Origin of the sequence: Asaia sp. VD9, from assembly GCF_037150015.1 — a bacterium.
GTDB lineage: Bacteria > Pseudomonadota > Alphaproteobacteria > Acetobacterales > Acetobacteraceae > Asaia.
Genome location: NZ_JBBCQM010000013.1, coordinates 1 through 25,568 on the forward strand (window position 1 = coordinate 1; position 25,568 = coordinate 25,568).

Consider the following 25,568-nt stretch of genomic DNA (forward strand, 5'->3'; position numbering starts at 1 on the left):
CAAAGCGCCGCCAACATATCCCTTCCATTCCTATTCAATTTTCAAAGAACCCTACCTAAACTACTGATCTTACTCAGTCTTTCAGGCAGCCACCCCAGCATCGTCCGCTGCGGTGAACGGGCTTTTACGGAAACCAGGGGGGGTTGTCAAACACTTCCTCAAAACACCCAAAACCCCCGCCAATCATAAGCCAATCCCGATTCCCACCCCCATCAATCAACACACCACAAACAAATTAATCCAAAAAAAGGAGATTTTTCCTCTCTCAGCGTGCATGCGCGTTCTTGCGAGTGCCCCGGATACCGCTAGGCTCATCTTTCCATGGCACAGCAGCTTCTCTCCGTCGTCGTACCCATTTCCTGCACAGGCAGGGTCGAGCGGGTGCGTGTGCAGAGTTTCTGCTAGGCCCTCTCCCAACCCCGCCTCTACGGCGGGACATTTTGAGGTCTTGCCGCGTGGCCCTGACACGGTGCTCCCTCGATGCAAGCAACTTTCCCCCTCGAGACTTCCCTTGGCCTCTCCCGTGAGGCTATCGCCTCCTTTCTGGTCTTCGCGCTGACAAGCTCTGCAAGCGCCGGGCCGAATAATCTGCTGATCATGACCATTGCCGGACGCTCCGGGCTGAGGAGTACCCTGCCGAGCATCGCAGCTATTACCCTGGCGTTCGGCGCAATGCTTGTTGTCGGCGCAATCGGCGGCGGCATTATCCTGCAGTCCATGCCCGTTCTTACCCGAGCACTCGGGACATTGGGTGCCGGCTGGATGCTCTATCTCGCCTGGTCGGTTGCCTGTCAGCGCCCCGACGCAACGTCTGAAAACGCCTTGCCTCATTGGAGCCGGGCGCTCCTGCTCTGCTGGTCCAACCCAAAAGCATGGATGATGGCGCTGACGACCGGCACAGCCTATCTTCCCTAAGGCCCGCACTGGTTACGGACGCTGGCGCTCATGATAGGCATAAAGCTTGTTATTGGACTCGCGTCTCAGCTCGGCTGGGCGGTACTCGGGCTTTCCCTGTATCGTCTCAATGTGATGTCAAGCCATGCCGCTCTGATCAATCGCTTCATGGGAGGCCTGCTGGCGATATCAGCCCTCACCCTTCTGATCTGCTAAGTGACCAGGCAGGAGAAATCCGCCTCGGGGAGTAGTGCGAGGCGGATTTCAAGAAAACCTCAGAGCTTGTTGAGGCCATCCTTGACGCTATCGATGCCGTTATTGACGGCGGTTTTCACATCGCCCTTCGTTTTCTCGGCCTTACCTTCGAGATTTTGCGCGGCGCCTTCGGCCTCCAGTCTCTCGTTATGGGTGAGCTTGCCGGTTTCTTCCTTGATCGAGCCGACCACCTGTTTGACGGTGCCGCTGACCTTGTCCGTGAATGAACTCATGACACTGTTCCTTTCTGCCAGGTTCTGCCGTCTGGCCTTACGCCTCAGAGACACTGCCCCTCAGGGAGCCAGGGTCTCAGCGGCATTGGCGCTGGCAGGACGGATTTCACAACGCGTCATCCGGCTCAAAGTCGCATGAAATATGACGTCTTCGTCATAAGCTGCTCTTTTTCCGGAGAGAGCGATCCCATAAGGTAGGTTTCCCCTGTCTCCGGGATCAAGAAAGCGCATCGATGGCCCCCTTCCTGTTTTTCGCCGTTGTCATCCTCTGGGGGCTGACCTGGTTCGCCATTCATCTCCAGATTGGCGGAACGACTGCCGACGTGGCCATTTTCTGGCGCTTCGTTCTCTCGGCAACGCTTATCGGGGCCGGTCTGGCCCTGACCGGCAAGCTGCGTGTACCACCCAAAGCGGCATGGCCGTGGATTGCGGGCATGGGTGCCTGCCTGTTCTCCTGCAACTTTCTCGGCATCTACAGTTCTGAACTCTATCTGCCGAGCGGGACAGTTTCAGTCATCTTCAGCATGGCCACCTTGTTCAACACGCTCAATCTCTGGCTGTTCTTCCGCAAGACACCGGATATGCGCGTGCTGGCCGGGGGGCTTCTGGGAGTGTGTGGCGTGGCCCTTCTTCTGGCCGGCGATATGGCTCATGAAAACTGGCACCTGATGCTTGCGGGCATGGGCTTCGCTTTGCTGGGGACGTTCCTGTTTTCCTGCGGGAACATGCTCTCGCGCCATCTGGCCGGGTTCGATCTGAGTCTCACCAATACCATTTTCTGGGGCATGATTTGCGGTGCCACACTGCTTGCCGTTGTCATCCCGCTCTCAGGTCATGGCTATCAATTCCCCCTCACGACGCGCTGGCTGGGCGGATTGCTCTACCTTGCCTTGTTCGGCTCGGTCGCCGGGTTTCTGTTCTATCTCGAACTGGTGCGGCGCATCGGAGCGGATCGCGCCGCTTATGCGACCATTCTCTCACCAGTCATTGCCCTCGGCATGTCGGCATTCCTCGAAAAGGTGACCTGGTCTGTGCCGATGCTGGCGGGGCTGGTGCTGATCCTGCTGGGTAATGTGCTGGCATTTCTGCGCCGCAAGCCGCTGCCTCAACCCGTGGAAGTCGAACAGGGTTGATACACTATTGCCGGAGAACGGTACGGGGGCGCGATTGCGGGACGATTTGACAGGCAGGTAGCGCGGTTTTCTGATGAGACACAATCACACGTCTCATGGAGCCCCTGCGATGAAGCCCGTCTCTGGCCAGACCCCTGCCCTCGTCCTGCTGGAGAAAGAGGGCATAGCCTACACCTTGCACGCGCATGATTATGACCCCGAGGCGAGCCGCAAGGGATTGCAGGCGGCAGAGTCGCTCGGCGTCTCGCCTGAACGTGTCTTCAAGACGCTGATGGTCTGGGTGGACAAGGACAAACCTGCCTGCGCGATCATCCGGTCGGATCACAAGCTGCATCTCAAGGCGGTCGCCGCCGCTCTGAAGGGCAAATCGGCTGCCATGATGGCCCCGCCCGATGCCGAACGCCTGACCGCCTACAAGACGGGCGGTATCAGCCCGTTCGGACAAAAAAAACGCGTGCCCGTCCTTCTGGACCGACACGCGCTTGAGCAGGAAACGATCTTCGTGAATGCAGGCCGCAGAGGCCTGCAATGCGAGATCACCCCGGAACCGACCGCCAGCCATTTTGGCTGGACGGTGGCCCCCCTTGCGGAATGATCAGAACCCCGTGGAAAGGGTGACCATCGCCGAGAAGGGCGGGTTCAGGTAGTAGGAGGGCTGACCACCGGAAGCGATCATGGTGCCATACACACCCTTGGTCGGGTTCAGGTTGGTGGTAAAGCCATACACGCCGTTGCGGAACTTGGCGCCCGTCAGGTTGGTCATGTTCAGCTGGATCTGCGGCGACTTCATGAAACCATGGTTCTTGAAGCGGTAGCCGATACCCACCTGGTTCGTGACATATTGCGGAATCGAACTGTCATTCATGAAGCTGGCATATTGCTTGCCAACGTAGATGACCTGACCCGAGAACCAGAAGCTGCCATCGTCATAATCGAGGCCGAACTTGGCCTGCTTGGACGGCGAACGGATGGCGATCTTGCCAGCCGTCGGCAGCAGGTCGTTATTCACGCGAATATTGTTATCGATGGTCGAGTGCAGATATTCGAACGTTGCATAGGGGCGGATGTGGTGCCAGGCACGTGTGGCGATCTGGATATCGACGCCGCGCGTGGTCTGGCCACCGGCATTGACCGTCTGGCTATAGCTGGCACCTGCCGTCCCGTCATAGTAATTGAGGGTCTGCTGACGGTTGGTCAGGTTGTAGTTGAAGAACGAGATCGAGCCGACAATCAGCTCACCGTTATAGCGGTAACCCAATTCTTCCTGGATGGTGTATTCCGGCTTGGACGGTCCACCTCTTTGGGTCTGTCTGCCTGCCGTGTTGTAATAATCGACCAGCGAGGTGTTGGACGGCGCCTTGAAGTTGGTGCTGCCCGACACATAGATCTGGTGCTGCTTGTTGAAGTTCCAGGCAATGCCGATCTGGGGCAGCGGCTCGGGCGTGTGCAGGTTGCGGTTGTACTGCGTACCCGGCGTGTAGTTGTACATGCGACGGGTGACCATCGCTTCCTTGAAGCCGATCTGGATGTTCAGGCGGTCATTGAAATACTTCATCGTATCGCCGATGAAGATCATGTTCACCTGCGTGAGCGACAGGAAGTCACGGGCGCGGAAAGGCTGTCCCGTGGTCGTCTTGATGATGTCGGTCGTGCCCCAGATATTGTTCGCCTCGCCGGTCGCCTGGTTCACGATGCCATAAGGCGAGTACTGGTACAGGTTGGCATATTCGTACCACCAGCCCAGCGAGATATCGTGGTGATGATCGGGCTTGTAATGCAGCGAGATGGTGTTGCCGGTGCGGAACTGCTCCTGGTTCGACGGAGCCAGCGCCAGAGCGCTCTTGGCACCACCCAGATCGAGCTTGACGGCCTGGTTGCCCATATAGCTCGAGGCATTGATGACCGAAGCACCCGTGCCGTTGCCGATGCCGTGCCAGAAATACAGCGAGTCCTCGAGCGTCAGCTTGGGCGTGATGACGATATGAGTCGGCAGGGCTGCAACCACGTTTTCGAACGGGTTGACGTGCAGCTTGTAGTAATTTGCGCCTGCTGCATTCGGACCAGCATAATCCGTCGCGTAATTGGTCGAATACCCTGTCGTACGCCACTGACTGAGATTGGGGGCCAGATAGAAGTCGTTGGTCTGGTCGTTATAGGCCACGGTCAGACCGGTATGGCTTCCGTTACGGAAGTCCTTCACCATCTTGAAATCGTAATGGTATTTCTCGGCCTGACCGGGGCCACGCCAGGTGTTGCCCTTGGTATGGCTGAAAGCGAACATGGCACGCACGCCGCTATTGCCGATATCGCCAGAGTTCAGGCGGATGAATTCACGAAACGTGTCGAACGAGCCGAAAGACACATCCATCACCCCGCCGAAGCGATGCGTCGGATTGCTCATGGTCATGGTCGTCATACCGGCCGAGGCGCTCAGCACCGGGGTATCCAGATTGACCGAGCCCGGCTGCATCGAGACGCTTTCGAGGTTCTCGGATTCCAGTACTTCGTTGGCATAGAACTGACCGCCACCGATATCGTTCAGCGGCGCGCCATCAAGAAGCCAGCCGATTTCGGTGGTGTCGAAACCACGGACATTGGTCTGGCCCGTATAGAGACCGAACGGGTCGGCCTGCGTCACGTTTGCGGCCGGCATCATGGCGATGACCTGCTGCAGGTTCACGCTCGGGGCCAGCTTGGCAATGAAATCATGCGTGATGGTCTGCACGGCCTTGGGAGCCGTCTCGACACGCAGCAAACCGCCACCGGGCTGGCGGCTGCGGCTGCTTCGGCCTGTCACGGCGATTTCCTCAGGCTGCGAACGCGCCATGACCGGCACAGGAGCCGGGCGGGCAGCCGCTGCAACGGGCGCAGCAGCGGGGGCTGCAACCTTGGCAGGAGCCGAGCTTGCCGTCCGATGGCTGGACGCATGGTGCTTTTGACGGGTCGGCGCGGCGGTCGAGACCTGAATGCTTCCTGCAAGGGCGGTCCCTGTGAGAAGCATCATAAGACAGCGATGCGTGAAACTGGACGACATAGAGTAGCGGTTCCCTCGGCACTTGACGATCAGAGCGTCGCTGCTCGACGTCGATAATATCGTTACGACATCAAACAGAAACTTACTCCCCGGCTACCAGTTACGTTCACCAACAGCAACGAAACCTGCGTGACAATTGCCCTCGGGTGACAGAATCGTCACCCACTGTTACCCATCTGCATCATAGGGTGCTTCCTCTGTCGTTAAAGGACTGCTAATCGCTCGGTGCACACCGAATGGAGCCCTGTTCTGCCCATCCCTTCCCCTGCCCGTCAGTCACAATTCAAGGCCCTCTGGAAGCCCGCACTGACCCTGTCTTTCGTCACGGTTCTGCTCCTTGCCGTGCGGGAGTTCTCTCTGACGCGGGCGTTGCTCGCCTATATCGAAGGGTGGAAGCACCAGCCTCTCGCGCCTCTCGTATTCCTCGCCATCGGCATTCCCTACAGCCTGTTCGGCCTGCCCCGTCAGGCGCTCTGTGTGGTGGCTGGTCTTGTCTTCGGGGCCCTGGCGGGTTTTGGTCTGGCCAGCGCCGCAAGCCTGGCCGGAGCGCTCCTGGGTTTTCTGTGGACAAGACGCATGGCTTCGCCTGCGCAGCGCGCACGCTGGCAGGCACGTTTCAGGGGGCGTCTGGCGCTCATAGGGCATATTCTGGAAAAGACCCCATTCCAGGCGGTGCTGACCCTGAGACTGATGCCCGTCGGCTCAGCCATCATGGTGACCGTGGCCGCCGGGCTTTATGGAGTGCCGATCAACGCCTTCGGCTGGGCCACGTTTCTGGGCGCCATTCCCCAGAACCTCGTCTTCGTCCTCATCGGTGCCGGTGCACAACTCGGGCAGGGCGTACAGATCGGGCTCGGCGTTGCGCTTTTCGCGGGCTCCTCCGCTCTCGCATGGCTACTCATGGCACGTGCCAGAAGAGAGGGCGGTGCGCTCGCAACGTTGACTCAAGAAGCGGGGAATGACGACGTAAAGTGACGGCCGTGTCGTGCCCTCTGCGTGACTTTCTTCCGGCAGGGTCGAAAAAAGTCATTGAAAAACCTGAGCGCTGCGATATCTGACACCTCATTGCCAGAGACTGGTCCAAAAACCGCCTTCTTCCTGATGCGCTTGAAGAGCGCGGAACCTGTCTGACACAGGGCATACGTCTAACATCTTGCAGTCCATCATCCAGCAGGAGCGCCTCATGGCCTCTCCCGACGGGATTTCTCTTTCTGACAACTCTGCCACCGGATTGCGGGGCGATCCTGCCCGGGCCACCCCTGTCGTCATGCCTGGCTGGCTTCCCCTGCTTCTGGGGTTCCTGACGGCGGTGGGTCCGGTTTCGACCGATATCTATCTTCCCGCCTTTCCAGCGCTTGAAAGGTCGCTCCACTCCCCCGCGGGCAGTGCCGGAATGACGCTTTCGGCCTGGATGGTCGGTCTGGCTATCGGGCAGATCAGCATGGGGCCTCTGGCTGACCGCTTCGGGCGACGCATTCCCATGCTGATCGGCATGATCGTGTACACGCTGGGCAGTGTTGGCTGCGCCATGGCCACCACAATGGGCTGGATGTGCGTCTTCCGGCTCGTTGCCGCCATTGCGGCTTCGGCCAGCATCGTGATTCCCAGTGCCTGCGTGCGCGATCTCTCAACTGGAAACGAAGCCGCGAAGCTCATGTCCAAGCTGATCCTCATTCAGGGGATCGTGCCCATTCTCGCCCCGATGCTGGGGGGGATCGCGCTCGACTATATCAGCTGGCGGGCCATTTTCTGGGTGTCGGCCGTCTATGGTGGGGTGTGCGTACTGTTCCTGCTGCGTGCCTTTCCCGAAACCCTGCCTGTCGAAAGCCGTCGCGAGTTGCGGCCGCTCTCGCTCCTGCACCGCTATCTCTTCATCGCGCGTGAGCGCTGCTTCATTACCAATGCTCTGGTCTGGGGTTTCTGCGGCTTCCTGTCCTTCACCTACCTCACGGCAGCTCCCACCGTGTTCGAGCATATCTTCGGCTTTACCCCCGCCCATTACGGCATGCTGTTCGGCCTGTTCGCGGTGTGCATGATCGGTTCGTCACAAATCAACGGCGCTCTGGTCGGACGTGTCAGTTCCTCGGCCATGCTCGGCTGGGCACTGGTCATCGCGATTTTTGGTGCCATCGCGCTTCTGGTCGTGGTGATGCTGGCTGAGCAGTATCTGGGCCCGACCCATCACATCCGCCCGATCATGCTGATCCCGATTGTGGGCTGCATGATGCTCACCCTGGGCATGACCGGTATCATCGGCCCCAATTCCATGGTGGGGGCCTTGAGCAACCAGTCTCAATTTGCCGGGAGCGCGTCGGCCTTTGCAGGAACCATGCAATACGCGCTGGGTTCACTGGCCAGCACGGCTATCGGACTGCTGCCTGCAGATACCCCCATGCCCATGGCCGCGCTGATGCTGTTTGCGGCTCTGATGATGGGCGTATTTGCCATTTTGCGTCCCCACGGCCACAAATCCGTATCGCCTGCCGAATAATCGGCAGCGCCCGTGGTGGAGAGTTGAGAGATGCCCGATTCGCCTGTCCTTCTTGTGGAGGATGACGATTCCATTGCCCTTATCGTTGAAACGATTCTCTCCACCCTCGACCGGAGCGTGTTGCGCGCAGCCTCGACCAGCGAGGCGCTCGCTCTGGCCGCAAACACCATGCCCGGTCTTCTGATCACCGATCTGAACCTGCCCGGCAGCTCTGGTGCCGAACTGGCCCTGCGCTTGCGGGACACGAGCCCTGCCCTGCCCGTGATCCTGATTTCGGGTGATTTCGACGATTCCTCGTCGCGTGACGATCTGGTACCGGGTGCCGTGATCCTGCCCAAGCCATTCCGTCGGGCCGCCCTGCTCGAGGCGATCACGACGGCAGAGGCGTCCAAGGGCTGAGCCTTGGGGCGGCCCGACATTTACTTTTGCGACCCGAAGCGGCTAGATGCCGCGCCTTTTGATGCTCCAGTAAACCAGGGAAGAGAAGCAGGACCATGGCCCAGAACGTGACGCACGGCGACCAGCCGGAACTCGATCTCAAGAAGTATATTCGCGAGATCCCGGATTTCCCCAAGCCGGGCATCCTGTTCTACGACATCTCAACCCTGATCCGTAATGCCGATGCCTGGCAGATCGCAACCGCCCGTCTTGCGCGCGCCATCGCCCCGTGGCAGCCCGACCTGCTGGCAGGAATCGAGAGCCGTGGCTTTCTGACCGCCGCTCCGGTCGCCATGCGTCTGGGTTGCGGCTTCATCATGCTGCGTAAGCCGGGCAAGCTGCCGGGCAAGACCATCGCGCTCAAATACGGACTGGAATACGGTAAGGACGAACTGCACATCCAGGAAGACGCCGTCAAGCCGGGCCAGCGCGTGGTGGTGCTCGATGATCTCCTGGCCACAGGTGGCACGCTCTCAGCCTCGATCAGGCTGCTGCAGAATGTTGGCGCCGAAGTGGTCGGCACCTCGGTCCTGGTCGAGCTGGACGGTCTGGGCGGCCGCGACAAGCTGGACGTACCGCTGCATTCGCTCCTAACCTACCCCGCCTGAAGGCCCGTCGGGCAGGCGCGCCACAGGCTGCGTCCTGCTCCTGCACTGACGGGCCCCAAGTGGAGCCCGTCATGACCGATCGCCTCACCACCCTCTGGCAGCAACGGTATCGTACCGCCCCTCCCCCGGAGCTGGCAGAAACACCCGCAGCGCAGACCGATGTTTTCGACTCATTGCTGACCCATCGCAGCGTGCGCGCCTATCTGCCCGACGCCCTGCCCGAGGGCACCATCGAAGCCGCCATCGCTGCTGCGCAATCTGCCGCAAGTTCGAGCAACCTCCAGGCCTGGAGCGTCGTCGCGCTACGCGATCCCGGGCGGCGGGCCCGCTTTGCCGAGCTTTGTGGCAACCAGGCCCACATCACCCAGGCGCCGGTCTTCCTCGTGTGGCTGGCCGATCTCTCCCGCCTTGAGCGGGTCGCCAGCGCGACCGGCCAGGGCCATGAGGCGCTCGACTATACCGAGGTCACGCTTCTGGCCGCCATCGACACGGCTCTTGCTGCCCAGAATGCCGTCGCCACGCTTGAGGCTGCGGGACTGGGAACCGTCTATATCGGCGGTCTGCGCAACCATCCCGAGGAAGTCGCCCGCGAACTCGGCCTTCCCGCGCGCTGCATCGGGGTCTTCGGGCTTTGCGTCGGCTATCCCGACCCGTCCCGCCCGGCCAGCGTCAAGCCGCGCCTGCCACAACCGGTCGTGCTCCATCACGAGCATTATGGCGTAGCGGATGAGGCGTCCCTGATCGCACTGCATGACGCGCGCGACGGTGATTTTCAGAAGGAGCAGGGCCTGCCGCCGAGACTATGGTCCCAAACCATGGCGGCGCGAATCGCGACACGGGCAGCCCTGCATGGGCGTGATACGATACTGTCTTCCCTGCGCACGCTCGGCTTCCCCATGAAATAAGCGCGCGCTGCGCCCGACCCGCCAGGCAGGCAGGCCGCCCTCCTAGGGCGTCACCCCGGGACGGGCGCCAGCGAGAACGATATCAATGAACTGGATGGCCTGTTGCGGCCTGTCTCCGGCGATCGTGCAGACCCCGTAGACCGCACGCAGCATGTCCATAGGATCGATATCGTCTCGCAGAACGCCTGCCGCGACACAGGCCGATGTCAGGCGCTGCATGGCGTCGATAATCGGTGCGCCAGAGCGTTCATGCAGAGAGGCCGCGCCGCCGGTCACGGTTTCAAGCACCGGAGTCATGATCTTCTTGGTCGCGGCATAAGCCACGAAAAGCTGCATCCACTGGCGCAGCGCTTCGAGTGGTTCGTGGCTGGCGGCCAAAACCGGAGCCGACGCCACGAGCTGATCGCGTTCATCGGCATAAACCGCCTCGATCAGGGCGGAACGATCGGCAAAATGACGATAGAGCGTCCCAACCCCGACTCCGGCACGCGACGCGATGGCATCCATGCGGATATCACTTTCCCCTGCCATGAAGGCACTGCGCGCTGCAGCCAGAAGCGCCAGGCGGCTACGCTGCCCATCGGAGCGCGGACGGCGCGCCTTGGGGGTGTCGGTCATCGGAGAGAACCCTCTTGTTAAACGGAATATGATTCCGTATATGAGAAGCGGAGTATGCTTCCGTTTAGCTTGTGTCCTGTCGGCCGGCAAGACGCATGCGCCTTCTGCCCATGAGGCTGTTCATGTCCACTTCTTTCAACGCACAGACGACGACCGGTGACGTGCTCAGCGGCGTGTCGCTCACCGGCAAACGCTATCTTGTCACCGGCGTTTCAGCAGGGCTCGGTATCGAAACTGCCCGGGCGCTGGTCGCCCATGGGGCAAAGGTCGTCGGCACAGCGCGTGATCTCGCCAAGGCCCGACAGGCCACACACATGATCGACCCCGCCCTGTTCAGTGTCACAGCCCTCGATCTCGCGGATCTGGCGAGCGTGCGTGACTGCGCCGAGCACCTGCTGGCGACCAATCTTCCCTTCGATGCGCTGATCGCGAATGCGGGGGTGATGGCAACGCCGCTGGGATATACGAAAGACGGGTTCGAAACGCAGTTCGGGACCAATCATCTCGGACATTTCGTCCTCGTGAACCGGCTCATGCCCCTCGTGAAGCCGGGCGGGCGGGTCATCATGCTGTCCTCTGCCGGGCATCGCTATGGCGATATCGATCTGGACGACCCGAACTTTGAGCGCACCGAATACACACCGTTCGGCGCTTATGGCCGCTCGAAGACGGCCAATATCCTGTTCGCCGTCGCGCTCGATGCGCGCCACAAGCCCCGTGATATCCGGGCCATGGCCGTGCATCCCGGCGGGATCGCCACGGAACTCGTACGCCACATGCCCGAGGGCGCAATCGAGGCCATGGTTGAAGGGATCAATCGGCAGGAGGCCGAGGCCGGGCGTCCCCCCTTCGTTTTCAAATCCATCCCGCAAGGCGCGGCGAGCGCAGTCTGGGCGGCAACCATAGCCGATCCACAGACCATTGGCGGGCGCTACGGCGAGAATTGCAGCGTGAGCGCCATTGTCCCCGATAACGAGCCCCTCGGCATCACCATCCCCGGCGTGCGCGCCTACGCCGTCGATCCCGCGCGGGCCGAGGCACTCTGGAAGTTGAGCGAATCGATGGTGGGCGAAACTTTTCCCACCCGCTGAGAGGGAGCGGGCAGTGGCACACTGCCCCTCCCCGCCCAGACCCTGATCGCGCTGCTACGGCCCCTTGAACCTGTCCTTGGCAGGGTACCCTAGGCCAGACCGTTGAGCATACCGGTACGGTCATGACAGCCGAGATACTCATAGATCTGCGCGTCGGATTGCAGGACGGCCACCTCATGGAACAGACGCAGGCTCAGGACGCCTCTGAGCGCTTGCACCACTTCGATGAAATCGCCGAAAATCGCCTTATGGGTGGGATGATGCTCGGCCCAATGCTCCAGAGAGGCCAGATCACGCCAGACACTCATGCCGAAACTGCGACAGGGTTTGCCTCCCCGCGTTTCATCCACGTACATGTAGCGGTTGAAATAGCAGCCGATCTCCACCCCTTCATCTCGCAGGAACATCATGCCTGCGCGCAGCGTTGGTTCGATCCGGTCCCGATAGAGCGCCAGTTCCTGCCCGACCACATCCGACCAGTCCTGACCGGAGCGGATCAGGGCCAGACCTTCATGCCCGATCACCAGCCGCGCACCCGGCGCGATCGGCACGATCTCCCGCCCTCCGGAGGCTGCGAAAGCCTCCTTTTGGCTGGCAGGCAGACGGTCGCGCATCCCGCCCCAATAACCATGTTCCTGAATGGGCTCCGCGCTGCGCCCTCCCAGCATAACACCGATGCCCTCCAGCCGGTCCGACGCGCTGAACAGCGTTTCCAGATGGGTACTGCGCGGCAGGAAAACCTCCCGATACAGCCCAAGCCCGCCGTGCGCACGGGCCTGCCCTTGCCACCACTCCTGCTGCCCACGCCACCATCCGGCGTGGGCCTGAGGGTCCGGCCAGTAGCCGATCAGCACGGCATTGGCATATCCCGCCCCATCCTCAAAAACCGCCCGCTCCACGTTGACGGCAGATCCGGCCAGCCGCTGTGCCAGCGTGTCGAGCAGACGATCTGCGGCCTCATCGAGCGCAGGATCGCGCCATTGCACGCCGAAATACCCCATGACGCTCTGGTCCTGCTCCGTCTTGTCCCTCGCCGTCCAGGCCGGGAAAGGCGGCAGGAAATCATCGCTTATGCGACGCGGATTGAAATCCGGATCATGCCGGGGGCAACGAAGATGGGGGGCAATGGCGCTTTCCATGCTCAATCCTCCAGGCCGGGCGGAACGCAGAAGGAGCCTGCCTCGACCGGGTCGGGGTCGCGGGGGCGCATGTAATCGACACGGCGCGCCCGCACCGGATTGAAGAGCAGGCGCGTCACATCAGGGCGCGAATAATGCCCGATCGGGTCCGCAGAAGCCTTGGCAATCGGGATCGCGGCCAGATCGATCTCGGCGATCAGCAGACCTTCCTCATCCGGCGCGAGGGGCGCGACAAGATCGCGCCCATCCGGGCCAATGACGCGGGCAGCGCCCCCGCCTGCCTTGAGCAGACCCCGCTTCTCAGGCGTCGTGCATAATGTCTCGATCATGGCTTCGGAAACCACGGCGCACGGGGCCAGCACGAAACAGCCGCCCTCCACGGCATAGACGCGTGAGGCCGCAATATTCACCTCGGCACTCAGCGCATGAGCGAAGGGCTCATAGAGCGAGAAGCTGGGCCAGGCGCCCACATGCACCTGCTCGTTCTGGGCGTACATCGCGTATTTCGTGAGAGGCTGGATATGCTCCCAGCAACAGAGCGCCCCGACGCGCCCCAGACCCGGCACGGCATGGACCGCCAGGTCGCTTCCATCGCCCTCGCCATAGACCGTACGCTCCACATGGGTCACGCGCAGCTTTCGTCGGGTGGCAATCGTCTCACCATCGGGGCCGATAATCCATTGGGCGATATAGAGCGACCCATCCTGACGCTCGGACAGACCCAGCACGGCGGTGATTCCTGCCCGCTTGACCGCGCCCCGCAGGCGATCGGCCTCCGGGCTGTCATAGGCCAGCGAGTTGTCGAAATACCGCCCGGTGAAACCACTCCCAATGGACCAGGCGGGGCTGTCCAGCCAGATATGCCACGGATAGCCGGGGATGAATGTTTCGGGGAAGGCGATCAGCGCCGCCCCCTTCGCTGCGGCCTCATCGATCAGGGCGATCGTCTTGTCGATGGTGGCGTCGAGATCGAGATAGACAGGGGCTGCCTGTACGACAGCGACCTTGTATCGAGGGTGCTTGAGGCTCACTGTTCCGCTCCGTCAATAGATCTCCAGCCGGACAGAAAAGCCCGGCACAGGATCGATCCTAGAGCGCAACGATCACCTGTCTTGTCCGCTACGGAAGCAAAACATGCCTCATGATATCCGGCATGCAGGGCAGGCGTTCAGCCATCCGAAAGACCCTTTGTCTCTCGGGTTTCACGGCTGGCCAGACGGAAGGCGCGTGGCGCGCAGCCATGGGCCGCAGCAAAGACGCGGCTGAAATGCGCCTGGCTGACGAAGCCGCTCATCGCTGCGATCTCGCCGATCTGGTAGCGATCACGACAAGGATCGGCGAGCGCCTCACGCGCCCAGTCAAGACGACGCTTCATGATGTATTCCGAGACGCCCATGCCCTGATCGGCAAACAGGTCATCGAGATAGCGCGTCGAGATACGAAACTGCTCGGCCAGCGCCTTGCGCCCCAGAGAAGGATCACGCAGCTTCGTCTCTATCGCGTTGCGTATCTGGAGCCCCATGGTCAGGCGATGCGACGTCGGCGCGCCAGAACGATATCCCGAGGCGATCAGCATCGAGGCCACGAGTTCAGCCGCCTGCGCGGTCAGGCGCGGGACGAGCAGATCCGGCAGGGATCGGCTGGTCCCGGTCAACCCGTGAAAAAAGGACGCAGCCAGACCGCAAAGCGGATTGGCGCCGTCCATCACTGTGGCGGTCAGGCCCGGCGCATGGCCGAACCGGGCGTCCAGCGCCTCAGTCGGCATCATCAGGATGATCTGCTCGAAATCCTCGTTAAAGCGCAACGTGTAGGGCCTGTCGGTGTGATAGAGGGCGAAACTGCCAGGCGCCACGATGGCTTCCCGTCCATCCTGGATAACCTGCCCCCTGCCGGTCACCCCGAGACTGACGAGATAATGGCTCTCCCCGGCGGCGCTGATCAGACGACGCGTTCGGGCAACCGATTGCGCGCCGGAGCAGACAGTCGTGAGGCTGAACGCCTCCATTTCAAGGCGCCTTACCGCCCCGTGGAACCCTGCCCCCTGAGCGCGGCATTCCAGCGGGACGAAAGACCGGCAGACGACATCTTGCCAGAATTCCAGTCCCGCCCGTGGCGACAGTCCCAGCGTATCATAGCTTTGCATGACGAGCGGCATGATCCCTGCCCTCCCTTTGTGCCCCCATCTGGCCTGAAACCGCCCATATCACGCCCCAATACGTTGCGGTATCGTTATTGTTCCGCCCTAGGACAAAGCGCGAGCGCGCAGCAAGAAAATCCTCTCTCCCGGACAAGAACCACCTGCCTCGCTCATGATGATTTTTCCTCCACGGCATCACCATGGGGGATCAGATGAAAACGCAGTTCACTGGGCATCTCACGCGCGCAGTCTGTCTGATGGCGATGCTCGGCGCGCTGACACCCGCCAGCCAGGCAACTGAGGGTGGGCAGACCAACTGGGCCTCGGGTGTTCAGACCATCTATCCTGCGCTCACCCCTCCGCCAGGCCAGACCTACTGGCAGGACTATTTTGTGGTGAATCCGAATGGGGCCTATTCAAGCACGAGCAGGAAATCCTCGGTTCCCGGTTTCAGGGCCACGGCCATCGCCAATGCAGCCCGCCTGTTCCATAGCTGGCACGGACAGTTTCTGGGCGCGACGCTCTCGAGCAGCGCCATTCTGGCCATCAACAGCCTGACCCTGCGTGCAGGCGGTCAGGGGAGTACGGCTTTTGGGCCAAACTGGCTTTACCTGGCACCGCTCTACCTGTCCTGGCATACGCCCAAACTGCACGTTTATCTGGGCGAGGGCGCCTTTCTGCCGATCGGCTCCTTCAGCAGGACGGATCTGGTGAATGAATCCACGCATGTTTTCGGGTTCAATCAGGAAGCCGCACTGACCTGGATGCCGACCAAACGCTTCGATGTCTCGGCCGAAGGGGAATTGCAGATCAATGCCCGCAATGGCGCGACAGACTATAAATCGGGTAATGTCATCAATATCGATTTCGGCGCAAATTACATGCTGAGCCCAGCGCTGCCGCAATTGCGGCTGGGGCTGAACGGGTTCGTCACCTCGCAATTCACCAATGACGTCCAGAACGGTCATCGTGTGGGGGATGGCAATCGCCTGGCCAAATACGGTCTCGGTCCGCAACTGATCTGGTTTTTCAGACCGCCCTACGCGGTAGCCCTGAAATGGCAACATGAAATGGGTGTTCAAAACAGCACGCGGGGCGACCGCTACTGGCTGCAATTCCAGATCCCGCTATGAGCCGGGGCAGAAACTGCCCTGAACGCCAGGGAGGGGATGTCAGGAGAGCGCCTTGACCAGACTCTCCCGCGTCAGTTGGTCGATGGTCCGGGCGCCGGTCAGGGTCATGGCGACGCGCAATTCCTGCTCCATCAGATCGAGCAGGCGGCTCACACCGTTCTGACCGCCTGCCGCAAGCGCGTAGATATAGGCACGTCCCAGCAGCACGGCATCGGCCCCGAGGGCAACCATACGCGCAATATCGAGCCCGGAACGGACACCCGAATCGGCCAGAATGGCAAGTTCGCCTTTAACGGCTTGAGCAATGGCCGGAAGGGCGCGGCAGCTTGACGGCACACCATCGAGTTGCCTTCCCCCATGATTGGACACGACGATCCCGTCAGCACCAAAGCGGACGGCGTCGCGCGCATCCTCGACATCGAGAATACCCTTGATCAACATGGGCCCCTTCCAGAAGGTGCGTATCCATTCGAGATCCTTCCAGCTGATCGACGGGTCGTAATTGCGGCCCAACCAGCCGATATAATCCTGCAGCCCCGTAGGGTGCCCCCGATAGGTGGAGATATTCCCCAGATCATGCGGCTTGCCCCTCACCCCCACATGCCAGGCCCAATGGGGGTGGCCCATTGCCTGGGCAAGGCGTCTGGCTGCTGCATAGGGCCCTGACATACCCGAATGGATATCGCGATAGCGCGCCCCCGGCATGGGCATGTCGACCGTGAAGACCAGTGTGGTCACACCCGCTTCGCGCGCGCGTTCCAGCACATGACGCATGAAGCCGCGGTCTTTCAGCACATAGAGCTGGAACCAGATGGGGGTGGGCGACTGGCTCTGCACTTCCTCGATCGGACAGACCGACACAGTGGAGAGCGTGAAGGGTATGCCCTTGCGCGCCGCCGCGCGCGCAGCCTGAACCTCGCCTCTTCGGGCATACATACCGGTGAGCCCGACTGGCGCCAGAGCTGCGGGAAAAGCGAATTTCTGTCCCAGCAGGCTTATCGACGTATCCAGCCCGGCCATGTTCTTCAGAATACGCTGACGCAACGCGACGGCTGACAGATCAGCCTGGTTGCGGTTCATCGTATATTCCGCATAAGCCCCGCCATCGATGTAGTGAAACAGGAACGGAGGAAGCCTGCGCCGCGCAGCCTCGCGATAATCCGTCGGGGCGGAAATCAGCATCGGGGTGGGGCTCCTTCGGAAAGCGATGTTTTTGCCCAGAAAGGCGTTAGACCGAGACGGGCGTCCAGTCACAACCCTGTGCAGCCATCCGCATCGACGCAGGCTGACAAAAGGGAAGACACGGTGCTGAGGCGCCTGGTCCATCAGGGTCAGCCCATCGCGAATCTTGTCGTGTGCCCGCATTCGCGGAATGCTTGGAGAAAGGCCTGTGAACCCGCCTCTGGCCTCCCGCAAGGCTCTGGTACAATCGCAGGCGGGATGCAGGCCTCGGACCCGCTGGAGCGCATTCTTACCCGAGAGGCTGGATGATGCGCCAGCTCCCAGGCTCAGACCGGAAGGGCAACGGCGTCCTTGAGGCAAGCCCCGCCCCGATGCCACAGCTGGCCCCGGGGCGGGATAAGCAAGGTCAGCGCAGAATGCCGGTATGACCCACGCTGTAACGACCCGGCTGCGGCCAGACTGTCAGGCCGTGCGGCTCTGCACCGACCGGAATCTTCTTCACGTCGCCCGTCTCGGTATCAATGGCATAGGCAACATCATCGAAGCGGCCCGAGAGCCAGAGCAGCTTGCCGTCTGCGCTGACATTGCCCATATCGGGGCTCCCACCGCCGGGGATCGGCCAGGTCTTGACCACCTTATCGGTCGCGAAGTCGATGACCGAGACGCTGCCGGGGCTGCGACGTGGGCCATGGATCTTGTGCGATCCGCGATTGGCCACATACATGAACTTGCCGTCGCGGCTCGGATATTCGCCATGGGTACCCGGGCCGGTCGGGATGAAACCCGTTTCCTTGAAACTGTCGCCATCGACCACGAACACACCATCGGCATGCATGTCGGCAATGTAGAATTTATGCCCGTCAGGCGCTGTCAGGATATCCTGCGGCATACCGCCCTTGGAAAGCTTCAGATAGCCGATCAGACTGCGATTGACCGTGTCGATCTTCGCCAGATACCCCCCGAACTCGCAGGTGAAAATGGCGTAGCGCCCGTCGATGGAGAAATCGGCGTGGTTGATGCCCTTGCATTGCGGTGCCTCGACCGACCCGACAAGCGCCATCGTATGCGGGTCACGGAAATCAAGGCGCTCATGCGCCTCGGCCACGACGATGGCGTATTTGCCATCGGGGGTGAAATACATGTTGTAGGGATCATCGACCGTGATGGCCTGACCGGGCTTGCCGGTGCGCGGGTCGATGGGCGTCAGGCTGCCATCGTTGCTGCCCTCGGCATTATTGGTGACCCAGAGCGTACGCAGATCCCAGCTCGGCACGACATGCTGCGGGCTGCGGCCGACCTTGAAGGTGTCGACAACCTTGAAGGTCGCCGGATCAATGACCGAAACGCTGTTGCCGCGCAGATTGGGCACATAGACGCGTGCCAGATCGTCCTTGATCGCAGGCGAGATCTTGCCAGCCACCGTCTCGCTATAGATATCGTGTGGATCCAGCACGGGCGGCATTCCGGGTATGGTCTGAACCGGGGCATCAGCCACCGCAGGCGCTGCAGACGCGCCGGGGGCGGCGGAAGGAGCTCCGGATGCAGGCGCATTCGTGACGGGGGCTGCAGGGGCCGTCTCATTCGGGGCGGCAGGACTGGCCGGAACCGTTTTCGGTGCGGCCTCTTGCGCCCGTGTCGCAGGGGCTGCGCCGAGCGTCAGACCCAACAGCGAAACAACGAACGCATGACGTGAGAACTTCATAGATGCTCCTTGAAAACGATTCATCTCAGCGGGATCTGCCGAGGGCATTGAGTGCTGCCTGAACCTGAATCTCCGTGCCGATACGCCCCAGATCCGCAGTGGCGGGACGGGGGTCCCCTCCATACACACCCTGGGCCGCGCCTGGCAGGGACGCTGCCCTGAGGGCCTTTTCACGTACCATCCCCGGGTCGATGGCCAGCATGAGCGCCGTATCACTCAAATCGGCATGTTTGCCCAGATCGGCCCCGAAGCCTTTCTGACGAAGGACCTGAGCGTAGGTGGACCCGATACTATCGTAATAAGCCGCCAGGTAGAGCGCCTCTCCCTGACCGCGCCATTTATTGTTCAGCTTGGCCACAGCCGCCTTGAGATAGGACAAATATCCGCCGTGATCGGCGATAAACACGACACGACGAAAACCCTGTACATGAAAACTCTCTCCCGCGCCTTCGATTACCCCTTCGAACACGGCAGGCGGGATCGAGATGGTGCCGGCGAAACGCATATGGGAGCTCCGCGGATCCGTCCCGCCCTCAGGGACATAGGCCATGACCGGCGCGACCAGCGTATGACCGAGCGCCTGAGCGATCCGTTGAGCCTGCACTTCAGCCCGCACATTGTGCTTGCCGACCGCGATATAAGGGCCGCTCTGCTCGGTCCCGCCGACAGGCACGATGATGGTATCCGTGCCACTCTGAATTTGAGCCTGGATTTCGGTCCAGGTGAGTCGGGAGAATTCGACGCTTGCAGCTTGCGCAGACGGTACAGCGGCCAGAGCCAGCGGAGCAGCCAGAAGCGCGGCGCAGAAACGCTGGCGCAGGGAGAGAAGGTTCGGCACGCGCGGAATTTCCACCTTGAAGCAGGGAGTATTCTGTTACAGCCTGTTCTAACACAGCTTCGGCCCCGTGCCAGTGCCGGGCCCTTGATGTTGCAGAGTTTTGCCAGGGCTGTAGAACCTGCCCCTCTCCTGCCCTCCAGACTACGGAGCCCCTGCCCCATGGCGCTCGACCCTGTCGGCCTCAACGCCCTTCTGGCCCCCGAACCCATCGACAGCGTTGCGCATGTCATCCAGACCGCGCTGACCCCGGTTTTCATGCTGTCCGGCGTGGCCTCCCTCCTGACGCTCTTCAATACACGTCTGGCCCGGGTATCCGATCATGTGGAAGAAGTAGCGCATCGCCTGGATGGCCAGACGGATGACCCGGAGGAGCGCGCGAGACTCGAACGCCATCAGCGCCGACTGAGACGCCGGGTCTTCGCGCTCGATAGCGCCATCATGCTGGGGGGGGTGGGAGGCGCCTCGACCTGCGGCGCCGCTCTGGCGCTTTTCGTTGGCAGCCTGCACAATAGCCAGACCGTCGCCTGGCTCATCTTTCTGTTTGGAGGCGCCCTGTTCTGCACGGTCGGTGCGCTCTCTTCCTTTCTGGTCGACACGTTTCTCGCGTGGCATGGCCTGAAAAGAGACGGTGCCCTTCCCAAGCCGATGGCGCTCATCAAAGCAACAAGATAACATTCAAGGGTGGGTGAGGCGGAATTTTATATCACCCAGACACCCCCAGTAACCCGTAAATAGAAATCATGTTCGTTCCATGCGTTTACTGCATTGCTGGAACGCGTTTTATGAGATTGCCTTTGGGTTGGTTTGAGCGCTCTTACCGCGCCGACACATCAGATACCCAAGGAAATTCTCATGTTTACCGTCGAAATCGCCAACATTCTCGCCCACCCGTTCAGCGCCCTCAGCGCCCTGTCGATGATCTCCTTCATTCCTGTTATTGGCGCTCTTCTTGTTGCCACGATTGCCGCTGACCGCACAGCCTGATCGCCCAGCGATCGGACCGATGATTACTTGAAGAAGTTAAGCGAATAAAAATAATATCGCCTTCCCTCTTCAAGCTATTCATTCTGTCAGTCTCTATTGACGCACAGGGGCAAACAGTCCCAGATCCAGATGATGACCATTGGAATAGTTGAGCCCGTTCACGCGGCCATATTCCGTCAGACCGAAGCCTCGGGTTTCCATCGCCGCATGCAGAGCTGTTTCATCCTTGCGGTCGACCAGAACCAATGCGCAGGCCGCATTCGTCGTCAGAAATTCCGAAGCTGGCCCCACTCCCAGAAGCTTTGTGTTCGACCCAGCCAGAAATGCCAGGCTCGGTTCGGAGTAGGAAACGGAAACGAGGGTACTGTTCTCGCAAGGGCGGTAATCATCGTATAGAGCGGCAGCTCGCGGCGCGAGTTGCAACAGACCCAGATTGGGAATGACCGTCAGGAATATCCCTGCATGGATCACCACGGCTGCGCTCAACATCACCCAGGCTGCCCGAAAGCGATCGGCCCTCCACATGAGCCAGAATGTGTAGAGCACCAGCGGCAAGGCCCCGGCGAGCGCAATCAGCGCGCCATAATCGAGACGATGCTCACTCGTCCAGAGCAGGATCGCCCCCGCCACGACAAAAGCAAGGGAGAGTACGCCCCAGAGAAGCCCATAAAGCCCCATCATGCCCTTTGCCCAGAGAGCGTTGGGGCGACGCAGGGGCCAGCGGGTCAAGGTCGCGGCTGTGAGAATGGCAATAGCTGGGTAGGTGGGCAGTACGTAGTGCGGCAGCTTCGTCGCGATCGCCTCGAAAACGAGCCAGTGCGGAACGATCCAGCATAACAGAAAGCGGATGGCGGGTTCGCGATGGCGCGCCCAGATGGCGGGCAGGCCCAGAACCAGAAAGAGCGAACCGGGCCAGAAGGCCAACAGGAAGACCGCAATATGGAAGCCCGGAGGCAGACCATGCGCCTGCTGTCCATGACCGATCTTGCCCAGAAAATTCGTCCCGACGGAACGCGAGAAAAATTCGCCATGGCTCACCACGCCGATGGCGATGCACCAGGGCAGCACCACGGCGAGGGTCAGCAACCAGCCCCAGCTCGGGCGCAGGCGCCGGAACCAGCCCGCCTGACGCTCGATGATGCGAAGCGCGAGGGGGGTGGCGAGACCGGGTATCAGTACCACCGGCCCCTTGAGCATGAGCCCGCAACCGAGCGCCACCCAGTAGAGCAGAGCGACTGGAAGCGGCGTCACACGACTGCGCTGTTCGTCCATATAGGCGCGCAGCAGCGCGGTCTGAACCAGCAGGATATCCAGCAGCAGCACTGTATCGATCGTGGCCATGCGGCCTTCAGCGGTCAGCAGCGTGGAAACCGCCAGAAAACCCGCCGCCAGAAGACCGGCCACCCCACCAAAAAGGGTTGCGCCGAGATAGGCGGTCAGGGTCACCGCCGAGATGGCGGCGATCAGGCTGGGGATGCGATAGGGCCAGGCAACATGGCGCGCATGAGGACCGCCTGCGATTCGCTCGGCAGTTGCCTCGAGCCAGTAGATCCCGGCGGGCTGCAGATAACGCGGCTGATCAAGGAAGCGGACATCGACGTAATTGCCGCTCTCGATCATCTGGGCCGAGGCTTCCATATAACGCGGCTCGTCGCGATCGAGCGGCACGAGGCTCATACGCCCCGGCAGGAAGATCAGCAGGGTCAGCAAAGCCACGCCGAGATAGTGGCGCCAGGTCAGAGTCATCAGAGCCCTCAGCGTTCGGTTACGCGGCCCGGCAGTCTCGTACGATTGAGCAGCCACATGACACCCAGAAGATCACGGATGCCGACGAGCGCGCGATTGAAATTGGTATATTTGGACTGTCCATGCAGACGGGCGCGATGACGCGTCTCAACACAGATGAGCTTCGCCCCGTAACAACCCAGCAGGGCGGGAAGAAAGCGGTGCACGCCTTCGAACTGGGGGATACGCAGGAAGGCTGAGCGCGCGAAAAGCTTCATGGGGGCGCCGGTATCGGGGCAGCCATCCTTGAGCAGACGACGACGCAGGCCATTGGCCAGCTTCGTGGCGATGACACGCGACAACCGATCGCTACGCTTGAGGCGCACACCCACCACCAGTGGCTCTCCCTCCTTGCAGGCCTCGGCCCGCTTGAGCATGTCGATGATAACTGCCGGATCGTCCTGTCCGTCACCGTCGAGCGTGGCAATCCAGTTCCCGTGCGCCGCCTCGATACCCGTGCGCAGGGCTGCCGATTTTCCGCGACGCCGATCATGGCTCAACAGGCGCAGTCCGGGAAGCAGCTCCCCGCGCGCCGCCAGAAGCGCCTCGCAGGTGGCATCCGTGCTGCCATCATCGACAAAAAGGATTTCGATATCGGGAGCGTTCTCGAAGACGTTCGCGAGTTCCTCGCAAACCGGACGGATATTTTCCGCCTCGTTGAGAACAGCAATGACGATGGAAAGTCGTACACTCATGGCAGAAACCGCCTATGGCTTGTCCGGGCATGCCGCCCGGACAGATCGGTCACGCAGCGCTCTGGCTGCGCGATCCGGCCTCATTCGATGCCTTGAGCGCCTGGGGCAGGTCGCTGATACCCCGATCAAGCAGGGCTGAGGCCCCGGCCTGCTCAGAGCGCAGATACTGGCCGACCAGAGCGCGTGTCGCCTGGATCGCGGCATCGGCCGCGACTTCACGCATTTCCCGAATTGCCTGGCGCTCGGAGGCAGCAATACGGTCACGCGCCATCTGCTCGCGGCGTGATGCCACAGCCTCGGCTTCGCGGCGGGCATGCTCGGCAATGGCAGCGGCTTCCTCACGCGAACGCTCGATCAGGGCGCGGGATTCGGCCAGAGCCTGTTCACGCTCGCGCGTGGCATCCTCAAGCATCTTCTCGGCCTCACGACGCAGGCGGCTCGCCTCGTCGAGGTTGCTGCGGACCTGATTGGCGCGGGCGTCCAGAACGGCCGCAATGGCCTTCCAGAGCTTGCCGCCGAACAGCACGAAGAAGGCGACGAAGGAAACGGCGACCCAAAAACGTTGATCGTGGAACATCGCGTTATCCCTCAGCCTCTGCTTGCCGCGAGACCGGTGCGGACGGCATCCTGCACCTGTGCCTCGGAGATTGCATTCTCGATACCTGCAGGGCGCAGCAGCTTCTCGATCAGGCTCTGGGCCGTCTCGGTCGCCACGCCAGGCAGGCTTGCGAGCGCTTCTGCACGGGCAGAGGCGATGCGCTTCTCGGCTTCGGCAATATCGGCCATGAGCCGATGGTTCATTTCATGGGTCTGGGCTTCGGCAGCCGAACGGGCTTCCTGAACGACCCGGTCAATATTGGCCTGGGCCTGCGCAGCCGCGTCATGGCGGGCGCGACGCAGCTCGTCAACGGCGCGATCAGCGTCGTCACGGGCACGGCGGGCAATATCGAGATCGCCCTCGATCCGGTTGCGTCGATGGGTCAGAACCCCTTCGATGCGTGGCAGGGCCGAGCGGCTCAGAATGACGTAGAAAACCGCGAAAATGACCGCTCCCCAGACCACCTGCCCGATGAGCAGGGGGTTGGAGAAGTCAAGCTGCGGCATGCCAACGGCCCAGGCCCGTCCCGGCACAGTGCCGAGCGCCAGCGCAATGGCCAGCGGGGCAGCGAGATTTCGAGACGGAAGGCGCATGATGGCTATCCCTGCCTTTCGATCAGACGAAGAGGATCAGGAAGGCGATCAGAAGAGCGAACAGCGCGACGGCTTCCGTCAGCGCGAAGCCGAGCATGCCGAGGCCGAACACGTGGGGGCGGGCAGCCGGGTTGCGGGCGATCGAGCTCACCAGCGTGGAGAAGATGTTGCCGAGGCCGATGCCGACACCGGCAAGAGCGATAACAGCAATACCGGCGCCGATTTCGCGAGCAGCAGAGACGTCCATGAGTCAGGTTCCTTGGTTACGACGATACAACAGTTGAGCGTGGATCGGGGCGTGCACTCAGTGCGCCACAGCCTCACGCAGATAAATGCAGGTGAGGATGGCGAACACATAAGCCTGCAGAACGCCCACCAGCAATTCCAGAGCCGTCAGCGCGACATTGATGACGACAGGCGTCACGGCCAGCACAGACCCGAAAGCTCCAAGACCAGCCAGCATCAGGGTGAAGCCGGCAAAAACTTCGAGCAGAACGTGACCAGCCATCATGTTGGCGAAAAGTCGGATCGACAGGCTGACGGGTCGCGAAAGAAAGGAAAGGATCTCGATCGGGATCAGAAGCGGCGCAAGGAACGCAGGGGCACCTTCAGGCATGAAATGCGCGAAGAACTTGATGCCCTGGTATTTCAGCGAGGCCAGAATCGACACCACGAAAACGAGGATGGCCAGAGAAGCCGTGACCGCAATATGGCTCGTAAAGGTAAAGCAATAGGGGATCAGGCCCAGATAGTTGCCAGCCAGAATGAAGAAGAACAGAGCGAAGACGAACGGGAAGAAGGCTGTGCCTTCCTTGCCAATGGTCTCGACAGCCATGTTATGGATGAAGTCGTAGCCCAGCTCAGCCGCGGCCTGCATTCGTCCCGGCACGACAGCAGCGGGGCGCATGCCAATATACAGGAAGCCGAGAACCAGGACGACAGCCACCAGCATGAAGGCCGGAGACTGGCTGAAGCGCAGCGCCTCGCCGATCTGCCCGAGAACAGGATGAAGCTCGAACTGGCCGAGCGCGTCAATCGTTGATCCGGCGGCCAAGCTGCCTCTCCCGTTTACGATGCAGATC

Annotated in this window: 28 protein-coding genes; 13 read left to right on the forward strand and 15 right to left on the reverse strand. The window is 61.2% G+C overall.

From position 1 onward, the window contains the following. Window positions 1–480 precede the first annotated feature (480 nt). Both WFJ47_RS13850 and WFJ47_RS13855 read left to right on the forward strand, forming a co-directional pair. The gene (locus tag WFJ47_RS13850) at window positions 481–915 is read left to right on the forward strand and encodes a LysE family transporter (RefSeq protein ID WP_336763773.1); all 435 of its coding nucleotides are present in this window, start codon (window positions 481–483) and stop codon (window positions 913–915) included. Window positions 916–945: 30 nt separating this feature from the next. Beyond that, the gene (locus tag WFJ47_RS13855; RefSeq protein WP_336763775.1) at window positions 946–1,110 is read left to right on the forward strand and encodes a hypothetical protein; all 165 of its coding nucleotides are present in this window, start codon (window positions 946–948) and stop codon (window positions 1,108–1,110) included. A gap of 59 nt (window positions 1,111–1,169) precedes the next feature. Here WFJ47_RS13855 and WFJ47_RS13860 read toward each other — a convergent pair whose 3' ends face one another. Beyond that, a complete protein-coding gene (locus tag WFJ47_RS13860) occupies window positions 1,170–1,382 on the reverse strand; it encodes a CsbD family protein (protein ID WP_264813950.1) in 213 nt (70 codons plus the stop codon). A gap of 233 nt (window positions 1,383–1,615) precedes the next feature. On the opposite strand from WFJ47_RS13860, the gene WFJ47_RS13865 reads away from it, so the two are divergent. Together WFJ47_RS13865 and ybaK are read left to right on the forward strand one after the other, a co-directional pair. Beyond that, window positions 1,616–2,515: a DMT family transporter gene (locus tag WFJ47_RS13865; RefSeq protein WP_127102996.1), complete on the forward strand. Its 900-nt coding sequence runs from the start codon at window positions 1,616–1,618 to the stop codon at window positions 2,513–2,515. Window positions 2,516–2,624: 109 nt separating this feature from the next. Continuing rightward, on the forward strand, window positions 2,625–3,110 hold the full coding sequence (gene ybaK, locus WFJ47_RS13870) for a Cys-tRNA(Pro) deacylase (protein ID WP_336763778.1): 486 nt from the start codon (window positions 2,625–2,627) through the stop codon (window positions 3,108–3,110). Here ybaK and WFJ47_RS13875 read toward each other — a convergent pair whose 3' ends face one another. Beyond that, window positions 3,111–5,519 carry a TonB-dependent receptor domain-containing protein gene (locus WFJ47_RS13875; RefSeq protein ID WP_336763780.1) on the reverse strand — a complete coding sequence of 803 codons (2,409 nt, stop codon included), beginning with the start codon at window positions 5,517–5,519 and terminating at the stop codon, window positions 3,111–3,113. A 255-nt stretch (window positions 5,520–5,774) separates the two neighbouring features. Between WFJ47_RS13875 and WFJ47_RS13880 the strand changes: the two genes are divergently transcribed. From WFJ47_RS13880 to WFJ47_RS13900, 5 genes are all read left to right on the forward strand, one after another. Further along, a complete protein-coding gene (locus WFJ47_RS13880; protein ID WP_336763781.1) occupies window positions 5,775–6,524 on the forward strand; it encodes a VTT domain-containing protein in 750 nt (249 codons plus the stop codon). A gap of 208 nt (window positions 6,525–6,732) precedes the next feature. Then, window positions 6,733–8,040 (forward strand): multidrug effflux MFS transporter, encoded by a 1,308-nt coding sequence (locus WFJ47_RS13885; protein ID WP_336763783.1) that lies wholly within the window; start codon window positions 6,733–6,735, stop codon window positions 8,038–8,040. A 30-nt stretch (window positions 8,041–8,070) separates the two neighbouring features. Beyond that, a complete protein-coding gene (locus tag WFJ47_RS13890) occupies window positions 8,071–8,439 on the forward strand; it encodes a response regulator (RefSeq protein WP_336763785.1) in 369 nt (122 codons plus the stop codon). Between the two features lie 95 nt (window positions 8,440–8,534). Continuing rightward, window positions 8,535–9,086, forward strand: coding sequence for an adenine phosphoribosyltransferase (locus tag WFJ47_RS13895; RefSeq protein ID WP_336763787.1), 552 nt, complete (start codon window positions 8,535–8,537; stop codon window positions 9,084–9,086). A gap of 71 nt (window positions 9,087–9,157) precedes the next feature. After that, on the forward strand, window positions 9,158–9,991 hold the full coding sequence (locus tag WFJ47_RS13900; RefSeq protein ID WP_127102990.1) for an NADPH-dependent oxidoreductase: 834 nt from the start codon (window positions 9,158–9,160) through the stop codon (window positions 9,989–9,991). Between the two features lie 42 nt (window positions 9,992–10,033). Here the strand turns inward: WFJ47_RS13900 and WFJ47_RS13905 are convergent, their stop codons facing one another. After that, the gene (locus WFJ47_RS13905; RefSeq protein ID WP_127102989.1) at window positions 10,034–10,609 is read right to left on the reverse strand and encodes a TetR/AcrR family transcriptional regulator; all 576 of its coding nucleotides are present in this window, start codon (window positions 10,607–10,609) and stop codon (window positions 10,034–10,036) included. A gap of 122 nt (window positions 10,610–10,731) precedes the next feature. Here WFJ47_RS13905 and WFJ47_RS13910 point away from each other — a divergent pair, with 122 nt between their 5' ends. Next, entirely contained in the window at window positions 10,732–11,700 is a 969-nt protein-coding gene (locus tag WFJ47_RS13910) for an SDR family NAD(P)-dependent oxidoreductase (protein ID WP_336763789.1), read from the forward strand. Window positions 11,701–11,789: 89 nt separating this feature from the next. Here the strand turns inward: WFJ47_RS13910 and WFJ47_RS13915 are convergent, their stop codons facing one another. From WFJ47_RS13915 to WFJ47_RS13925, 3 genes are all read right to left on the reverse strand, one after another. Further along, complete coding sequence (locus WFJ47_RS13915; protein WP_336763790.1) at window positions 11,790–12,839, reverse strand: phenylacetaldoxime dehydratase family protein; 1,050 nt, start codon at window positions 12,837–12,839, stop codon at window positions 11,790–11,792. A 2-nt stretch (window positions 12,840–12,841) separates the two neighbouring features. Then, window positions 12,842–13,870, reverse strand: coding sequence for a carbon-nitrogen hydrolase family protein (locus tag WFJ47_RS13920; RefSeq protein ID WP_336763791.1), 1,029 nt, complete (start codon window positions 13,868–13,870; stop codon window positions 12,842–12,844). Window positions 13,871–14,007: 137 nt separating this feature from the next. Continuing rightward, window positions 14,008–14,994 (reverse strand): helix-turn-helix domain-containing protein, encoded by a 987-nt coding sequence (locus tag WFJ47_RS13925; RefSeq protein WP_127102985.1) that lies wholly within the window; start codon window positions 14,992–14,994, stop codon window positions 14,008–14,010. A 194-nt stretch (window positions 14,995–15,188) separates the two neighbouring features. Between WFJ47_RS13925 and WFJ47_RS13930 the strand changes: the two genes are divergently transcribed. After that, window positions 15,189–16,109, forward strand: coding sequence for a transporter (locus tag WFJ47_RS13930; RefSeq protein ID WP_233582154.1), 921 nt, complete (start codon window positions 15,189–15,191; stop codon window positions 16,107–16,109). 39 nt (window positions 16,110–16,148) lie between these two features. Here the strand turns inward: WFJ47_RS13930 and lldD are convergent, their stop codons facing one another. The 3 genes from lldD to WFJ47_RS13945 all read right to left on the reverse strand — a co-directional run bounded on the left by lldD (window position 16,149) and on the right by WFJ47_RS13945 (window position 19,831). Further along, window positions 16,149–17,291: an FMN-dependent L-lactate dehydrogenase LldD gene (gene lldD / locus WFJ47_RS13935; RefSeq protein ID WP_336763794.1), complete on the reverse strand. Its 1,143-nt coding sequence runs from the start codon at window positions 17,289–17,291 to the stop codon at window positions 16,149–16,151. Window positions 17,292–17,697: 406 nt separating this feature from the next. After that, window positions 17,698–18,993, reverse strand: a complete 1,296-nt coding sequence (locus WFJ47_RS13940; RefSeq protein WP_336763796.1) for a YncE family protein — start codon at window positions 18,991–18,993, stop codon at window positions 17,698–17,700. Between the two features lie 25 nt (window positions 18,994–19,018). Continuing rightward, window positions 19,019–19,831, reverse strand: a complete 813-nt coding sequence (locus WFJ47_RS13945) for a creatininase family protein (RefSeq protein WP_408868664.1) — start codon at window positions 19,829–19,831, stop codon at window positions 19,019–19,021. A 159-nt stretch (window positions 19,832–19,990) separates the two neighbouring features. On the opposite strand from WFJ47_RS13945, the gene WFJ47_RS13950 reads away from it, so the two are divergent. Together WFJ47_RS13950 and WFJ47_RS13955 are read left to right on the forward strand one after the other, a co-directional pair. Next, on the forward strand, window positions 19,991–20,503 hold the full coding sequence (locus WFJ47_RS13950; protein WP_336763798.1) for a DUF2721 domain-containing protein: 513 nt from the start codon (window positions 19,991–19,993) through the stop codon (window positions 20,501–20,503). Window positions 20,504–20,683: 180 nt separating this feature from the next. Then, entirely contained in the window at window positions 20,684–20,815 is a 132-nt protein-coding gene (locus WFJ47_RS13955) for a hypothetical protein (RefSeq protein ID WP_255424184.1), read from the forward strand. Between the two features lie 93 nt (window positions 20,816–20,908). Here WFJ47_RS13955 and WFJ47_RS13960 read toward each other — a convergent pair whose 3' ends face one another. Genes WFJ47_RS13960 through WFJ47_RS13985 form a run of 6 tightly spaced genes read right to left on the reverse strand, consistent with a single transcriptional unit; the run spans window position 20,909 to window position 25,540 of the window. Then, window positions 20,909–22,561, reverse strand: a complete 1,653-nt coding sequence (locus WFJ47_RS13960) for a glycosyltransferase family 39 protein (protein ID WP_336763800.1) — start codon at window positions 22,559–22,561, stop codon at window positions 20,909–20,911. An 8-nt stretch (window positions 22,562–22,569) separates the two neighbouring features. Continuing rightward, entirely contained in the window at window positions 22,570–23,295 is a 726-nt protein-coding gene (locus tag WFJ47_RS13965; RefSeq protein ID WP_127102981.1) for a glycosyltransferase family 2 protein, read from the reverse strand. Window positions 23,296–23,344: 49 nt separating this feature from the next. After that, window positions 23,345–23,872: an ATP synthase F0 subunit B gene (locus WFJ47_RS13970; RefSeq protein WP_127102980.1), complete on the reverse strand. Its 528-nt coding sequence runs from the start codon at window positions 23,870–23,872 to the stop codon at window positions 23,345–23,347. Between the two features lie 11 nt (window positions 23,873–23,883). Next, window positions 23,884–24,486 carry a hypothetical protein gene (locus WFJ47_RS13975; protein ID WP_127102979.1) on the reverse strand — a complete coding sequence of 201 codons (603 nt, stop codon included), beginning with the start codon at window positions 24,484–24,486 and terminating at the stop codon, window positions 23,884–23,886. Between the two features lie 22 nt (window positions 24,487–24,508). Beyond that, a complete protein-coding gene (locus WFJ47_RS13980) occupies window positions 24,509–24,733 on the reverse strand; it encodes an ATP synthase subunit C family protein (RefSeq protein ID WP_023977841.1) in 225 nt (74 codons plus the stop codon). A 57-nt stretch (window positions 24,734–24,790) separates the two neighbouring features. Further along, on the reverse strand, window positions 24,791–25,540 hold the full coding sequence (locus tag WFJ47_RS13985) for a F0F1 ATP synthase subunit A (RefSeq protein ID WP_127102978.1): 750 nt from the start codon (window positions 25,538–25,540) through the stop codon (window positions 24,791–24,793). Window positions 25,541–25,568 lie beyond the last annotated feature (28 nt).

Bases quoted from the DNA above. Each gene is read 5' to 3' on its own strand.
- WFJ47_RS13850 (WP_336763773.1), top strand. From the start codon at position 481: ATGCAAGCAACTTTCCCCCTCGAGACTTCCCTTGGCCTCTCCCGTGAG.
- WFJ47_RS13855 (WP_336763775.1), top strand. From the start codon at position 946: ATGATAGGCATAAAGCTTGTTATTGGACTCGCGTCTCAGCTCGGCTGG.
- WFJ47_RS13860 (WP_264813950.1), bottom strand. From the start codon at position 1,382: ATGAGTTCATTCACGGACAAGGTCAGCGGCACCGTCAAACAGGTGGTC.
- WFJ47_RS13865 (WP_127102996.1), top strand. From the start codon at position 1,616: ATGGCCCCCTTCCTGTTTTTCGCCGTTGTCATCCTCTGGGGGCTGACC.
- ybaK (WP_336763778.1), top strand. From the start codon at position 2,625: ATGAAGCCCGTCTCTGGCCAGACCCCTGCCCTCGTCCTGCTGGAGAAA.
- WFJ47_RS13875 (WP_336763780.1), bottom strand. From the start codon at position 5,519: ATGATGCTTCTCACAGGGACCGCCCTTGCAGGAAGCATTCAGGTCTCG.
- WFJ47_RS13885 (WP_336763783.1), top strand. From the start codon at position 6,733: ATGGCCTCTCCCGACGGGATTTCTCTTTCTGACAACTCTGCCACCGGA.
- WFJ47_RS13890 (WP_336763785.1), top strand. From the start codon at position 8,071: ATGCCCGATTCGCCTGTCCTTCTTGTGGAGGATGACGATTCCATTGCC.
- WFJ47_RS13895 (WP_336763787.1), top strand. From the start codon at position 8,535: ATGGCCCAGAACGTGACGCACGGCGACCAGCCGGAACTCGATCTCAAG.
- WFJ47_RS13900 (WP_127102990.1), top strand. From the start codon at position 9,158: ATGACCGATCGCCTCACCACCCTCTGGCAGCAACGGTATCGTACCGCC.
- WFJ47_RS13905 (WP_127102989.1), bottom strand. From the start codon at position 10,609: ATGACCGACACCCCCAAGGCGCGCCGTCCGCGCTCCGATGGGCAGCGT.
- WFJ47_RS13910 (WP_336763789.1), top strand. From the start codon at position 10,732: ATGTCCACTTCTTTCAACGCACAGACGACGACCGGTGACGTGCTCAGC.
- WFJ47_RS13915 (WP_336763790.1), bottom strand. From the start codon at position 12,839: ATGGAAAGCGCCATTGCCCCCCATCTTCGTTGCCCCCGGCATGATCCG.
- WFJ47_RS13925 (WP_127102985.1), bottom strand. From the start codon at position 14,994: ATGCCGCTCGTCATGCAAAGCTATGATACGCTGGGACTGTCGCCACGG.
- WFJ47_RS13930 (WP_233582154.1), top strand. From the start codon at position 15,189: ATGAAAACGCAGTTCACTGGGCATCTCACGCGCGCAGTCTGTCTGATG.
- lldD (WP_336763794.1), bottom strand. From the start codon at position 17,291: ATGCTGATTTCCGCCCCGACGGATTATCGCGAGGCTGCGCGGCGCAGG.
- WFJ47_RS13940 (WP_336763796.1), bottom strand. From the start codon at position 18,993: ATGAAGTTCTCACGTCATGCGTTCGTTGTTTCGCTGTTGGGTCTGACG.
- WFJ47_RS13950 (WP_336763798.1), top strand. From the start codon at position 19,991: ATGGCGCTCGACCCTGTCGGCCTCAACGCCCTTCTGGCCCCCGAACCC.
- WFJ47_RS13955 (WP_255424184.1), top strand. From the start codon at position 20,684: ATGTTTACCGTCGAAATCGCCAACATTCTCGCCCACCCGTTCAGCGCC.
- WFJ47_RS13960 (WP_336763800.1), bottom strand. From the start codon at position 22,561: ATGACTCTGACCTGGCGCCACTATCTCGGCGTGGCTTTGCTGACCCTG.
- WFJ47_RS13965 (WP_127102981.1), bottom strand. From the start codon at position 23,295: ATGAGTGTACGACTTTCCATCGTCATTGCTGTTCTCAACGAGGCGGAA.
- WFJ47_RS13970 (WP_127102980.1), bottom strand. From the start codon at position 23,872: ATGTTCCACGATCAACGTTTTTGGGTCGCCGTTTCCTTCGTCGCCTTC.
- WFJ47_RS13975 (WP_127102979.1), bottom strand. From the start codon at position 24,486: ATGCGCCTTCCGTCTCGAAATCTCGCTGCCCCGCTGGCCATTGCGCTG.
- WFJ47_RS13980 (WP_023977841.1), bottom strand. From the start codon at position 24,733: ATGGACGTCTCTGCTGCTCGCGAAATCGGCGCCGGTATTGCTGTTATC.